This is a genomic window from Dyadobacter sp. CY343 (assembly GCF_021390335.1).
Classification (GTDB): Bacteria; Bacteroidota; Bacteroidia; order Cytophagales; family Spirosomataceae; genus Dyadobacter.
In genome coordinates, this window is sequence record NZ_JAJUXK010000001.1 from 47,198 (window position 1) to 62,998 (window position 15,801).

Genomic DNA, 15,801 nt, shown 5'->3' on the forward strand with positions numbered 1-15,801 from the left:
TATGTTTTTAACTACTACCAACTTAATACTATGAAACCGAAAGCGACTTTGAAAATGGCGGCACGATGTATGCTCGCTTTGCTCTTCTTTTCAGGAACGGATATTCCTGCGTTTGCAATTGGGCTCGCAAAAGCTATTGAAAATGGCCAGACAGCGGTTGACAGAATAAAAGGGACAGTTACTTCGGCCGTCGACGGTGTGCCAGTACCCGGCGTCAATGTACTCGTGAAAGGTACCCAAACCGGAACCACAACGGATGCTTCCGGCAACTATACCATTGATGCTGAGGGCAGCAATGCAGTGCTGGTTTTCTCCTATATCGGCTTCAACACCATCGAAATGCCCATAAATGGCAAAAGTGTGGTCGACGTGGTGCTGGAGGAAAACGTGGCCACATTGCAGGAAGCGGTGGTGACAGCCCTGGGTATCAAAAGAGAAACCAAATCACTGGGTTATAATGTGGGAAAAGTGGAAGGAAAAGATATCGCGAATGTAGCCAATGAAAACGTGCTCACTTCGCTTTCCGGCCGCGTTTCGGGTGTGTCGATCAATCAGACCAGTGGGGTAGGCTCTTCTATCAGCATTATCATCCGCGGAGCAGCTTCGCTGAAAAATAACCAGCCGCTATTTGTAGTGGACGGTGTGCCTCTGGCCAACAGCCTGGCCAACGTGAGCGAAAAAGGAAGTGGCAACAGGGTGGATTACGGAAATGCAATTTCGGATATTAACCCCGACGATATTGAAAGTATGTCGGTACTGAAAGGGCCAAGTGCTGCTGCATTGTACGGCTCGCGCGCAGGAAACGGGGTTATCTTGATCACTACCAAATCGGGCAAAAAAGGCAAAGGATTGGGCGTATCTTTCTCCACTTCCAATGTTTTCGAAAAGCCTTACCGATTCCTGGACTTCCATTATAAGTATGCAAATGGGGACAGGCCGTTTCTGGTCGATGAATCTTCTGCTTATTGGGGAGGAATGCCGCTCGATGCAGGAAATAAGGCGCCACAATGGAATAGCCCGCTCGATGAAAATGGCAATCCCGTTCCTACCGAGCTTAAATCGTATAAAAACAATATGAAGAACTTCCTGCAGACAGGGATTACTTCAACCAATAACCTGACAGTTTCGGGTTCTACGGACAAATCGACGTACCGTGTTTCGTACAACAATATGGTCAACCGGGGCCTGATCCCAAACTCGGATCTGTACCGGAATGCGCTTACGATGGCGGGTACTTTCGATATGCATAAGAACCTTAAATTGAGCACTAACCTTAATTTTGTCAGATCTAATTCAAACAGCCGCCCGCAGACTTCCGAGCGCGACGGTAACCCGCTGCAAGCTGTATACTATTCGTCAAGCTACGATATCAACGACCTGAAAGGTGTTTGGAAGCCAGGTTTGGAAGAGATCGAACAGCTTACTGTTGCAAAAGGTGAAACAGACAACCCGTACTTTCTGGCTAATCACTTAACCAATGCGTATACACGTGACCGTTTATATGGAAATATTAAGTTAGATTGGACAATCGCTCCCGGCCTGACTGCATTCGCCCGCTACTCGCACGATATGTACGATGAGGACCGTGAAACGAAAATTCCATGGAGCTATAAAAGCATGGCGAAAGGCGGATATTATCTGGAAAATATCGGTAGAAATGAAAGTAATGCTGACTTCCTGATCGCGAAAGCTATCAAGACACCAAGCTTCGATGTCACTATTTCGGCTGGTGGTAACATCATGCAGCAGAAGGGTAATAGTTCGAATCTGGGTGGTCGCGATCTTTCTGTACCTGGTTTGTATAATATCGGTAATATTCCTGTGGGGAACCGTATTGTAGGAAATGGCAGCTACCGGAAAGCGATTTACAGCTTATATGCACTCGCTTCTGTTGGTTTTAAAAATCAGTTATATCTGGACTTGACAGCGCGGAACGACTGGTCGAGCACATTGCCTGAAAGTAACCGCTCTTACTTCTATCCGTCTGCATCTTTGAGCTGGGTAGCGAGCACTACTTTTAATATGCCTTCTGCTATCTCGCTTTTGAAATTCAGAGGAGGATGGGCGCAGGTGGGTAATGACACCGACCCTTACCAGCTTTATCCAAACCTTGGAACAGGAAACTGGGGTGATTTGGTAACTGCCAATCTGGGTGACGTTTTGTTAAACCCAACCTTACTGCCTGAAATCGCAACTTCTACGGAAGGAGGTATTGATTTGAATATGTTCAATAACCGCCTGCGTTTTGACATTACTTATTATGACCGCGCGAATACGAACCAGATATTCAGTGTGCCGATGGCGCCTTCGACCGGATATAGTTCCAAGAATATCAATGCCGGAAAGCTGGTGAGCCGCGGCTGGGAAGTTGGGTTGGGCGGAACCCCGATCAGTAACCTGAATGGATGGAGCCTGGATGTGAATGCAAATTTCAGCCGCAACAGGGTGACTGTGAAAGAGCTGGCCCCTAATTTTCCGTTTTTTGAACAATGGAGCGAAAATGGCGCTGGTGCTTATACCTACGTAGGAGAACAGATCGGTAATATTTACAGCCGCGGATTCGCGACTGTAACTGATAAAAGTTCACCCTACTATCGCTGGCCGATCATTGCTTATAACGAGGACGGTAGCGGTGACAGGGACTGGCAGAGAGCGGGTGCCCGCGAGACTAATGTGAAAGTTGGAAACTATAACCCTGATTTTCTTGTCGGTGCACAGGCGACTCTTTCTTACAAAAGATTGTCTCTGGGATTGAGCTTTGACTGGCGCCAGGGCGGAGAGTTCATGTCGTTCACTTATCGTTACGGAGAGTCTGACTGGAAATCGCAGCGGCAGATCGATAACCTGATCCCGGGCGGTTTATACAGCCCAGACGAGCTGGTCGCATTACTGAAATCGGATCCTGAAAAATACATTATCCCGCAAAATGGCAACTTTCCGAGAGTAGGCGGTCACACAAAAGAAACCGGCGGTTTTGGTGAAGATGGTGACGGTGCTTTTATTCCCGGGGTTTGGCAAGATAAAGCGGGCAACTACCATGAATGGTTAGGTGGCCCAGGCACAAAAACGATGCCGATCACCAGTGCATATCCGTGGGATTACAACCAGCAGATCACGTTCGACGCTTCTTTTGTAAAGTTGCGGGAAGTTACGCTTACTTATAAACTTCCGACAATGGGAGCTATCAGAAACGCCAGCCTGTCGGTATATACGCGTAATATCATGCTTTGGAATGCTGCTAAAATCGGTATCGATCCTGAAAGAGCATTCTGGGCTGATCCTCAGCGAGGTGGTTTCCGTCAGGGTATTGAAAGGCAAAATGTAATGCCGTGGACAATTCCTTTCGGATTCAAGTTGAACTTCGACTTCTGATTTTCATAAAAACGCTTATTCATACTTAATCACAAGGCGATGAAGATTTTAAAATATATACCCAAAATAGCTTTCGTTTTCATGCTGCTCGCAGTATCCTCTTGCGAGGATTCGCTGACAGAGATCAATGAAAACCCCAATGGAGTGGACCCGAACAGCGCCAATCCGAACCTGGTAATGCCGACGGTAATGAGCGGCGTGGCCAACCGCTATGTGAAGCTGGGTTACGGCAGGATTGCAGGCGTAGTACAGCATACCCAGGAAGATGCCTGGAAAGACGGATTCAATGATTATAACTGGACAGAAGAAGACGATGAATGGAAAGAATGGTATGGATATCTGAGAAATAATAACTTGCTGTACAACAGATCGGTAAAGTTGAACTATAAGTTTCAGGAGGGTGTGGCGCTCACAATGCGCGCCTTCATTTTTGGAACGATCTCTGATCTCTGGGGTGACGCACCTTACACGAATGCGCTCAAAGGTGACGCCGGAGAAATGCTTCCCGCATTTGATAGCCAGGAGGTGATCTATAAGGGAATCATCGAAGATCTCAAAGCGGCAGCTGCTATTTTTGGAACCACTGAAAATGAGCGTGATGCGGCTGCTTATGATATTTATTTCAATGGCAATACCCAAAAGTGGCAAAAGTTTGCCAATACACTTTTGCTTCGTTACTATATGCGTATTTCAAGCAAATTGCCGGATGTCGCCAAAGCGGGTATCGAATCGGTTTACACCTCAGGTATTTATATGAAGGATGCAAGTGATGATGCCGTGATGGACTTTATCGGAACTGACGCGAACAATTCGTGGCCAAATGCAGTCGCTTACGATGTAAGTGAATCCAACTGGAGAAGAAGAAGACCTGCTGCTACTCTGATAAACAACCTGGTAGCGAACAGCGACCCGCGTTTGAAAGTCTGGTTTCAGCCCGTGCACGTACGGTGGGTATCGGATCCTGCGCTGGCGACCGGAATGGATGAATTTATCCGGAAAGATGGCGTGATTCAGACGGGCGTTAAATCGCTGACAGAGGTGGAATTGAAAGCAGGTATTGCTGCCGGCCACAAATACACCCGCCATTTTAACCCAACCAAATACAAGCCAACCCGTCCTGATCTTTTTAACGGACCGCTGAATACAAGCGAGTATGTGGGTATTCCTGCAGGTATGACCGATCCTACGTATTACAATGAAAATCCGACAACCGGACAACAGGTTCAAAATCAGCATGCTTCGCAGCTTAGTTATACTTATCAGGGAGTTAAAGGCGGTATTTTAAAAGCCAGATTAGCGTCGGCTTCTGAGACTTCCTTTATTCTTGCGGAAGCTGCGCAAAAAGGCTGGGCGGCTGGCAATGCTGAAACTCATTATAATAATGCGATCAAACAGTCGCTGCAAACCTGGGGAGTAGCTGATCAGTATGATGCTTTCTTGAAAAGTGTGGCTTACAAAGGCACGCAGGCGCAGATTATTGAACAAAAATGGGTAGCGAGCTGGACTATGGCGACGGAAGCCTGGTTTGATTACAGAAGAACAGGGTTGCCTGCGCTTGTTCCAGGTGTAGCCCCCACTTCCCGCGCATTGCCTTTGCGATTTATTTACAGCAATAATGAGTTGAATAACAACGGCGCAAGTGTGAGAAGTGCTATTGAAAAACTGGAAGAAACGAGCTTCTCCGGCGTACGCAAGAAAAACAGTCAGTGGTCGAAACCCTGGCTGGTACAGGGAACGGGCAAACCCTGGTAATTGATTTTAAGTTATAAAATGAAACCGGGGCTGTCTGTACCGACAGTCCCGGTTTTTTAATGTGCCGGCCAGCAATTGTTGTCGACTTTTTTAAATACAAAAATGAAAATTAAACGAATTGGAATTCTTGCATTGCTGGCTGTAGTAACGCTGTTTTCGGCGTGCAAAACGGAAAAAGAACGAGCGGACGGCACTGTCAAGGAAGTAATTGATCATGCAGTGACCCGGCTTTACAAAACACTCAAACCTGCTGAGCTGGATACGATTTCGGAAAGGTATATCCTGCAATTCCTGAGTGCGGGCGAGCGCGAAATTCTGGCTACCAAATTCTGGACGTTTCACACCAATGTGCCCGTGAAGGTTTCCGTCATGCGGGATACCGCGCAAAAAGTGGTACCATTTTGGCTGGAAGAAGCTGGTTTTAAGAAAACTAAGCTGGTGGTTAAAAATGAAGAATATACCTACGAAGTCTGGCAAAAGAACTTTGAAGAAGGGGATGTGGAACTGGGAATTAACGGTTTCGACAAACACCGGCCGGTTTATTTTATTAGTGTAGCTCCGCAGAAAAGCGACGATAAGCTGGAAATAACGCATGTTTATCCGTCGGAATACAATGTGAGCACCCTGAAAAAGGGAGCCTTTACCTATCACGATTGGGACGGACTAGTATTGACAGAGGTACCCGCTGAATTAATAGGGCAGACATTATTTACAACAGTCAGGGGCCGGGCCCGCGAAGCGCATTTGGTAAAAGCTTTCAGGACTACTGATACTCCTTCATCCGCACATCCCGACCAGGTAATACTCACGTGGAGCGGCGACCCGCGCACGACGGTCGACGTGCAATGGAGGACCAACGCTGAAATTACATCGGGCAAAGTGAAATACTGGGTTTCCGGCACCACTGACACGCTTTTCAAGGATGCTTCCGCGTTCAAAATGGAAGACCGGCTTTTGCAAAATGACAGATATATCAAGCGCTTTACGGCTAAACTTGGCAATTTGAAACCGGGTACTGACTATGGTTACAGTTTAAGTTCTCAAAAGGATAGTTGGGAGGCAAAAGCATCATTCAAAACGGCTGCTGATCAGAAGGATAACTTCTCATTCATCTGGTTTGGCGATACGCATTTCTCTGAGATTTGGGGAGATATGGCGCAAAAATCTTTGCAAAGACACCCGGAAACAGCATTTTTCTCAATAGCCGGCGACCTGGTGACAACCGGTTTGCACCGCGACGACTGGGATCATTTATGGAATTATTCAGGAAAGACCTTTACTACCCGCCCGCTCATGCCGGTTCCGGGTAATCACGATAGTCAGGACGGATTGGGTGCGGGCATGTACAAAGCGATGTTCAGCCTGCCAGAGAATGGACCGGCTAATCAGCCTTTCGAAATGACGTATTCATTTGAATATCAGAATGCTCTGTTTTTGATGCTTGATCCTACATTACCAGTTCCTAACCAAACCAAGTGGGTTGAGGACCAATTGAAAAACAGCAAGGCGAAATGGAAATTTGCGATGTTCCACTTTCCACCGTATAATTTTGAAGAGCCTTATGACGAGATTATGCGCGAGTGGTGTTCATTGTTTGACAAATACCATGTGGATATGGTGATGAACGGGCACATGCATTACTATCTGCGCACAAAACCGATGTTTGCGGGCAAGTCGGTTGATAGTCCCTCGAAAGGCACTATTTACACAATGTCGATCAGTATTCCTGGCAAGCAGGAACGGTGGCCGGAGGAAGAGTATGCAGTGAAAAGGTACAAGGACGGGCCTCTCTACCAGCACATTTCCATTAAAGGTAACAAGTTGCATTACCGTTGCCTGGATCCGGAGGGTGTTTTGAAAGATGAATTGATCATTGAAAAATAGTCATTCAAACCTGACTAGTGCACCGTGCAGCTCGCCGTGGGAACTGATCGCCAAGGCAGTAAGAATAGCAAGAAAGGCAAGTGCAAAGAGAAAATTTACAGTCCAACGATTGCTATTCAAACCCCGGTCAGTAAATGCCGGGGTTAGCTTTTTGATTGTAAATGCGACAACCAGAAAATTGCAGATATACAGATATTGTTCGATTCGGTAAAAGCTCATGAAAGCGCCGGTGATTAGAATGCTGTAAATAATGTACATTCCGAAGTAGGTCAGGAAATATGTATAGAGTGAATCGGAGCTCAATGTAAATTGCATTGATCTGGTTTTCAAGTGATAGTAAAGCCAACATCCGCCAAAAGCAATTGCCAGCAGAAACGTGATCCACTGGACGTTTTTTACTGTTAAAGCAGTGTTAACCATCGGGTTGGCAGTTTGGAAAATCTCCGTCAGTCGTTCAGTTTCAAAAGATTGATCCCAGACGATCAGCGGAATTAGTAGCGAGAGCAGCAGAAGTGGCGCAATGAGCGAATTGCGGTTCGAATCGGTTTCGCCAGCTTCCCATTTTGCGGTGAAAGTACCATAAGCCATTCCGATCCCACCGAAAAAGCCGATTGAGTATTCCATTACATTCCAGAAGTTGAATTTGATCCCGTAAGTATGCCCCATTACTTGCAGGAAATTTCCAAATGCGAAACCGAATCCGGCACCAAACCCAGCCATAATCGCTACCCGAATCGCAGCATATTGTTTGTGCCTGATCATGTGCCAGAACAATGCGATCGTTATTCCGAAGCAGGTAGCCCAGGCTTCGGAGCGCGGTGGCGTCATTAACCACCCCATTTCTTCTATCAAAAAATAGTAGAAGATAATCGCCCCAGCAGTCATCTCAACCAGCAACTGCGGCCAGTTGACAGGTTTGGCGCGTGAAGAAGCGAGCGTGAGCCCGAATAATCCGCCACCTAGCAACCCGAACAAACCTCCGATTACAAATAGCTTAACCAGGCCGTAATAGACATTGCCGAAGTCGAGCCCACGCGCGTAGCCTACAACTTTTCCATAACTGATAATGCCGCCGACTCCCCAGCCCATTGCCGAGGCAAGCGTCAGCTGAAATGCTTTGGCGTACCAATCCTGCCTTTTTGAGAGCAATACAATAGCCAGTCCGCCAATTGCACCGGCCCAGGCTGCTCCTTGTTCGTGACCAAATTGTCCGCGTACCGCCCAGGCAGTCCCGAAGGACATTCCTGCGATGAGGAGGGATAATGACAGCGGTCGGTTCTTCATAGATTAGCAGGGTAAAATGTTGTGTGGGAAATACTTGGCTGTTTGCAAAACGGACTACGGAGCCGGCTGGTGAAGTCTTGTAGTAGTCCAAAAAACCCGTCGGTGAGTATACCAAAAGAAACACAGGAGCTATTCAAACACCAATTATGAACGAGAAACTGGCAATACACGGCGGCCCCAAATCCATTGACAAAAATTTCAACTGGCCCATTTACGACGAGGCGGAAGTAAATGCAGTCGCCGAAATCGTAGCGAGTGGAAAATGGGGTAACCCTGATTGTGGGGATGCGATAGCCAGGTTTGAGGCTGAATTTGCAGCTTATTGCGGAAGCAAATATGCGATCACTTGCGTAAATGGTTCAGTTTCGTTGCGCCTGGCACTGATTGCGTGCGGCGTGAAGCCAGGCGACGAGGTGATTGTGCCGCCTTATACTTTCATTACTACCGCTTCTTCGGTGATTGAATGCAACTGTGTGCCTGTTTTCGTGGATATCGATCCTGACACTTATAATATCAGTCCGGCCGCAATAGAAGCGGCGATCACACCGCGTACGAAAGTGATCATTCCGGTACATTTCGGCGGGCTCGCTTGTGATATGGATGCTATTATGTCCATTGCGAAAAAGTATAATCAGAAAGTAATTGAAGATGCTGCCCACGCACACGGTGCGGAGTATAAGGGTAAAAAATTAGGCTCCATTGGTCACGTAGGCAGTTTTAGTTTTCAATCTTCCAAAAACCTGACTTCGGGAGAAGGTGGGATCGTAATTACAGACGATGACGAATTGTACGCGATGATGCATTCGCTGCGTAATGTCGGTCGCATTGAAGGCGGCGCCTGGTATGACCACTACAATCCGGGCTGCAACTATCGGATCACACAAATGCAGGCGGTACTGCTTTCGGAGCAACTTAAAAAACTGGAAGCGCAGACACGTACAAGAAATGAAAACGGGCTTTGTCTCAATACATTATTGGAAAACATAGCAGGTATTGAACCCTTAAAACGGGATGAAACGATCACGCTGCATTGCTACCATATTTACATTTTCAAATACGATCCGACCTACTTCGGCGGCTTACCCAAGGCTGATTTCGCTGAAATGCTGGCTGCGGAGGGAGTTCCTAGTTTCAAAGGGTACCCGCATCCTTTGTACAAGCAGCCCCTTTTTCAAAACAAAAACTTCATGTGCTACGCCATTCCCGATCATGTGGACTACACCACCGTGCATTGCCCGGAAGCAGAAAAAGCTTGCAGCTCCGACGCAGTCTGGATTTTACAGCACGCCATGCTGGGTGATAAAACCGATATGGAAGCTTTTGCCAATGCGATTTTGAAAATACAGTCAGCGATGAATGTTTAGTGAAAATCGATTTTTACTCTTTTTCAACTTTGATCCTGATCCCCTCACTATGTGCTGAAAATTCGGGTGCGTACATGCATTGAATGCTGGTAATTCCATTGCTGAAATCTCCCTGGTGATTTACAAAAAGGGCATATTCGAATACAAAGGTGCCTTTTTGCAAACCGCTGAAAAAGAAATTGGTACTCGCGTCTTTGGTCGATTCATAGTAGCCCAATCCGTTTTGCCACTTATAGCCACTGAGCACATTGACAGGTTCCAGAGCAGAGGCACGCATATCTTTCATGTGCACATATTCCATGTCGCGGTCAACGCGGAGCTCAATGCGGACTACAATTTTATCCCCCACTTTCAGAATATCACCTTCATTAACCGCCGACAACAAAGGTCCGCGATCTGTCTTTTTCTCAACAAAAAGCTTTTTTGACAGCTTCAATGGCGTTTCAGAAAAGGTAATTTTGTCCAGATCTTCAAAATACTGCCAGTACACAGCGCCCCAGCTCGGCGACTTGGATCTATTGTCCCCACGCATTTCAACCTGAATATTACCCATTCCTGCGTCAACTTCACTTTTCTGGAAAGATTGCTTGAAATAGCCAGTTCCGGTTTCAGCAGTTTCGGCTTTTACCACCTGCTTACCTAGTTGAATGACGGGCGTTTTCTCTTCCGTCAGCCATTTATTTCCTGTCATCAGAAGCGCGTAACACGCTTCGGCGGTTGCCTTGGTACTTTCCCAATTGTTGGTATGCTTGTTTTTAAGCAGCCACGTTTTCAAATCATCGACTGTTTCAGTGTCACCTTCTATTTCTTGAAATGCTTCAATTAAAAGCGCCTGCCGCTCAATGGGCGCCTCGTGCCACCACCAGCTGCGGTTGTGTTTCCAGTACATGCCCATTTCCTCATTGTTGATGGAAGTCTCGCGAAGTGATTTCAGGATTGCCCTAGCCGTGACTTGGTCCCGGTTCCGGTTTAATGCCAATGCAATAAGCCCCTGCGAATATTTCGATTGGTTAATCCAGGTAGCCTTGGCGCGCTCCATGAAATATTGGTAAGCTTTCCGGGCATTCGCTTCGACCGGCTTATCGAGGAAAAAGCTTCGTAGGTAGATATATTGAATCTGGATCGGTCCGGGTGTATACTTGTTCAGGTCAGCTTTTTGCTTGATAAGATCTTCATAATCTGCCTTGATCTGTTGGTCCAGGTAACTAAGAGCCTTATTTAGCAGCGGTTCAATACTCCGGTTTTCAGCTGCAAAGAAATGGCCGGTTTTTGCCAGGTGCCCGATTCCTGATACAATATACTGGGTAATATACCGATCATCTCGCCCGCCCTTGAACCACGGAAACCCGCCGCTTTCATTCTGCATTTCGTTCAGCTTTGCAATGTTACTTTCCTGCTCACTACTCATTTTCATCAAATCAAAAAGCAAAGCAATGTTCCTTTTCTGCTCCGCTTCGGACTTGGCTGCGAGAACCCAGGGCGTTTCTTCCAGCAACAGCGATTTCAATTCGTGGTTTTTTTCAAAATTACTTGCCAAAGCGGCTGGGTCTTCTGTCTTCCAGGCATTGAACACGTGGGCGATCGCGGGTGTATTTTTCACAATGTTGCTCGCGAGTGCATTCGCGTAATACCGGTTCCACGTCTGCTCCGAGCATTCGTACGGGTATTCCATCAAATAAGGTAGCGACTGCACCGCATACCAGGCAGGGTTGCTGGTATATTCAACAGTGACAGATTCATGCGCCAACGTTTTTGACTTATCTGAATGAAGCAGCTTTTCAAACTTAAACTCCTTCTTGCCAGAGCCGCGCAAAGCAAGCGGCAGACTTTCAGTTACCAGTATGCGATTTGGTAAAACAGGCAATGTATTTTCCTCACCGTCAGACAAGTTTCCAGCTTTCGCCACCACACGCCAGGTCAATGCATTGATGTAATCTTTCGGGATTTTTAAAGAAAAGTCAACGGTTATACTTTGTCCGGTGGTAATCTTAAATGCTTTTTTCTCAGCATTCAGATCAAATATTTTCGAAACGTTTTCATTTGTTTCAGGATCAAATAGCTGCATTGTTGCATTTCCCGTAAGTTCGTGGTCGGAGAGGTTGACGATTTTGACAGGGAACAGAATCCGGTCACCTTCCCGCAAAAACCGGGGTGCATTGGGCTGCACCATTAGTTCTTTTTGCGTGACAATCTCCTTTGTACTGTATCCAAAAGCCAATGCAGGAGTGTGCGCCAAAGCCTGGAATTTCCAGCGGGTAAGTGCTTCGGGTAAAGTAAATGAAAACGTAATCGCACCGTTTTTATCTGTTTTTAGGTCGGGGAGAAAGAATGCCATTTCGTTGAAGTTCTGCCGGATTTTAGCAGGTTCCGGCGTAGGTTCTGGTTTAGTTTGAACACCATAACCAACAATAACTACTTTTTCCATTTCCGCTTTATCCTCCAAAATCATCGGCGGAGCGGGAGCTGCTTTAAGCGACTCTTCCTGTGGAGCTGCGACTTTCTTAGCGTTTGCAACAGTCCCAGATAACTTTATAGCTAGTGGATTACCTCTCCGGTATCGTGCGTTGCCTCCTCTTGGCATTCCAGTTGCAAGGTGATCGTCGAGCAACCTATCGTATGTTTTCTCAAAAGTCTTTCCAATTTCAAATTGAAAGCTGAAAATCGAAGCGTCTTTTGCCCTGAAACTGGCTCCATTACTCCACCTGTTCAGCATCGGTCCGACCGGCCAGTGATCAGGCTTCCTCCATTGGTGCGGATAAAACTGATCGAGCGAGGCGTCGTACATACTTGCCAGCATTCCCGTCGCTACCTGCTCCTTTTTGTAGCCCGAAATCCTGACTTTCCATTGCTCCTCACTTCCCGGCAACGATTTGTCGCGGAACGTTTCATACTCAATTTCCAGCTCCTTATTAGTCCAGGGCACATTCACGAAATTTTGCGCCTGGTGCACACGGTTGTGTTTTACAAAAACATAATCAATCGCATAGCCTCCGCGATCAGCCTCGGTGGGCGTGATTGTAAACTTGCGTTGTTCGTTATTTAAGTCGAAAAATGAAAAGTTGTCGGGATTTTGCTTTTTGCCGGAAGTACTAATCACAAAAACTTTTTCGGCCGAAGTAGCGACTGCAACCTTGGTTTTTTCGCCAGGTTCAATTGCGTCGCTGTTCTCCGCTTCCACGTATGCAGGTTTTACAAGTTTTCCATTTTCAGGATCAGCTATTTCAATGTACTTGATATCGCTGCTTTCTTCTCCATTTTCATCTTTCGAGCCGATTTCTATTTTGTAAAATCCGGTCGTCAGCTTGTGACCGGTTAATGCAAAATCTTTGTTTTCTAGCAGCTTTTCAGTCTTTTCAAATGCAACTCCCTGTTCCGGCCAGTTTGCCATTTCGGTTTCACTATCATATTCGTCGTGCGGGAAATCGGCTACGAATTCAGCTTTTGTCATCACAAACATATCCGGCCTTTCCCAATAGCGGGGCCGGATCAGTCTTTCTTCCGGCAGGAGGCGGATCAGCTTTACGGTTACGGCCGAGTTCACAAACTCTCCATTCAGATTTTCGCTGCGGATTTTCAAACCTCGCAGACTGTCCAGCGCTACTTTTTCAGGAATATCCGCTTTAATAACTGTCGATTTATACCCAACAGAAATAACAGTTTGCGCGCTTCTTGTCTCTCCGTTTGAATCCGTCACATCTGCGTAAACCGTGTACAGGAACACCGGATCCAGGTTTTTGTCAGTCTTTGCATTAGCCGTCGCTTCAAAATTGATATGGAATTGACCGGCTGCATTCGTCTCAGTTTCGCCATGCGCAATTTCTGTTGGCGGCGACGACGGATAATACCGTTTCCAGCGGGTCCAGGAATACATAAATCTCTCGTTGCGGACAACCCTGTACACCACCTTCGCGCCATCGATCTGGTTACCCGCATAGGCAGTTCCAATTCCGGTTACTTTAATGGTATCGCCGAGTTTGTACGCATTCCGCAAAGTGTCGAAACGCACTGCAAACCGCGGTCTTTTGTATTCTTCTACGTGAAATGAAACTGTGTGTTCTGAGTCGGCTACAATGGAAAACCATCCATTCAATCCGGTGCGAGGCAATGTAAAAGTGCCTGAAAAGCTACCAAAGTCGTTAACTGTCTTCGTAATCGTTTCAACAGTCTCGCTGTTTGCATTCCGAAGTTCAATCTTGATTTTTTGAGTCTGGTCTTTCAGTACCGTTTTCCCGGAAGCTGCGATTCCTTTGAAGTAAACGGTCTGACCGGGCCGGTACAGGCTGCGGTCTGTGAAGAGGTAAATGCTCGTTTTGAGATCATTTTTTTCAAACTCATCATAATAATAGGTATTGCTCCCATCCTGAATGTAGAGCTTATCATTGCCTGATGTGATCTCAAAACAATCGCGGTCTGCCTGCTTTTGGCGAACTAAGTGCTCTTTGAAATAGCCGTTTTTATCTGTCACATAGCTGGCGCCAAGCGTTTTCCTATAAGTTCGGGACTGATAATCAAAACTGGAATCCCACCTTTTCACTGTCGCTCCGTCGAGCGGCTGACCAGTATCTCTGTTCAATACAAAATAATCCCTGTTTCGCTGGATATAGCTGATATTACTTACATACATAAGCCGCACGCCGCCGATGGATTCGGTATCCGAGAAGTCAGGACTGGAACTGGCGAGCAGCATATATTCTCCAACAGGCAATGCGTCGGCTTTGATTTGCACGCTATGTTCCTGATAATCTTTGGTATCGGGCAAAACCTGCTCCCAGCTCCGAATCGCCGGTGTTTTTGAAATATTCCGCCAGAATTTATCTCCACTGCGTTCTTCGAAATTGACTTTCAGCGTTTCAGTCGCTTTTACAAGTCTGAGATACAGCTTTTTAATGTTCCGGTATTCAACGAAAAGCAGAAATGGTTTTTTTGGAACAACCACGTGTTCTGCATTGAATTGCAGCGTTTTCTGTCGGATACTATTCAGCAAATTATAGGCATTGATCCCGCCCTCCGTTTTCGGATTTTCCTGGATAATCTTCTTGCAAATCTCCACCGCTTTTACTTTCGCAAACCGGTTCGTGGAGTCTTCGTCCTTTTTGTAAGTATTGCCGCGGCCCACATAATAATCGGCCAATAAATACCAAGCCTGGGCGGCAGCGGGAGTTTGCTGGTATTGCTCGGCAAGGTGGTTGATTGCCATATAATATAGCTCATCCGCATTTTCATGCACAGATTTCTGCTTTACAAACTGAATGCGAAGCAAGTCCGCGTCGATCAATGCGTCGGGCTGCGGATCATTGATATGAAAAGCAACCAGTCGCTGATAGAGCTGCAATGCATAAAATTCAAGGGAAGCGGAATCTTTGGTTTCAAACTTGCGATGGATAAAATTGGCAGCGGGATCAAATGCGGAAGCAGAATTGATTTGGAATACATTCGCTGGTTTCTTCAATTCTCTTTCGTCTGACGAAAAGTACTGTAATGCATTGTGCGCCAATAAGTCAAACAGGGTAGGGCGAAGCTGGCGGGTGTTGCCTTTTATAATAATGGGATCAAATTGTTCCAGATCCGTTTGCTGCAACTCCCTTTCATTTTGCAGGGATGCAAGGTACAGTTCGGTGATCCTTTTGTGGAAATCCTCAGTACCCCAGGTACTTACATCCGTTTTCGCGTAACCCGAAGTAGCAGTTCGCTGGTAAATTTGCCACCTTATATTTTGATAATAACCATAATACTGATCGGCGACCAGACTGCTCAAAATAGACTTCACAACCCCGCTGCTCGCCTCCATTTCGGCTTCCAGCTCCTTAATGGAAGCAATTTCATTGTCTTCCCGCGTTTCCGCTTGCAGGGTTACCATATAAATTGCAGCCTTGATCACCTGCGCCTCCTGCTTTTCGGCTTTGGCGGTTTTGTAGATCTGCTTCACCTCGGTTAATGCAGATTTTGAAAGTCCTTTTGCTTGAAGATCAGCTACTTTTTTCCATTGCGCTTCATATTTTTTTGCCGGTACCTGACCATTTGTGTGCATAGTTGTCAACAAGATTAATAGTGTGAAAAATAAATTGATCAGACATTTGGTCGCTTTCATTTTCGATCGAGGGTAAAATTTTTTGCCGAAATAAATATACTGTAATAAGCAAGCTAC

General features: G+C 46.4%; 6 protein-coding genes. 4 read left to right on the forward strand and 2 right to left on the reverse strand.

Going from position 1 to position 15,801, the window contains the following annotated elements:
• Positions 1-30: 30 nt before the first annotated feature.
• The 3 genes from LZG94_RS00240 (at position 31) to LZG94_RS00250 (ending at position 7,008) form a co-directional block, all read left to right on the forward strand.
• Positions 31-3,372: a SusC/RagA family TonB-linked outer membrane protein gene (locus LZG94_RS00240; protein WP_233789835.1), complete on the forward strand. Its 3,342-nt coding sequence runs from the start codon at positions 31-33 to the stop codon at positions 3,370-3,372.
• Positions 3,373-3,411: 39 nt separating this feature from the next.
• The gene (locus tag LZG94_RS00245; RefSeq protein WP_233789837.1) at positions 3,412-5,124 is read left to right on the forward strand and encodes a SusD/RagB family nutrient-binding outer membrane lipoprotein; all 1,713 of its coding nucleotides are present in this window, start codon (positions 3,412-3,414) and stop codon (positions 5,122-5,124) included.
• Between the two features lie 102 nt (positions 5,125-5,226).
• The gene (locus LZG94_RS00250; RefSeq protein WP_233789838.1) at positions 5,227-7,008 is read left to right on the forward strand and encodes a metallophosphoesterase family protein; all 1,782 of its coding nucleotides are present in this window, start codon (positions 5,227-5,229) and stop codon (positions 7,006-7,008) included.
• On the opposite strand, the gene LZG94_RS00255 is transcribed toward LZG94_RS00250, so the two are convergent.
• Positions 7,009-8,292 (reverse strand): hypothetical protein, encoded by a 1,284-nt coding sequence (locus tag LZG94_RS00255; RefSeq protein WP_233789840.1) that lies wholly within the window; start codon positions 8,290-8,292, stop codon positions 7,009-7,011.
• 146 nt (positions 8,293-8,438) lie between these two features.
• Here LZG94_RS00255 and LZG94_RS00260 point away from each other — a divergent pair, with 146 nt between their 5' ends.
• Positions 8,439-9,656: a DegT/DnrJ/EryC1/StrS aminotransferase family protein gene (locus tag LZG94_RS00260; RefSeq protein ID WP_233789842.1), complete on the forward strand. Its 1,218-nt coding sequence runs from the start codon at positions 8,439-8,441 to the stop codon at positions 9,654-9,656.
• A gap of 13 nt (positions 9,657-9,669) precedes the next feature.
• On the opposite strand, the gene LZG94_RS00265 is transcribed toward LZG94_RS00260, so the two are convergent.
• Entirely contained in the window at positions 9,670-15,684 is a 6,015-nt protein-coding gene (locus LZG94_RS00265) for an alpha-2-macroglobulin (RefSeq protein ID WP_233789844.1), read from the reverse strand.
• Positions 15,685-15,801 lie beyond the last annotated feature (117 nt).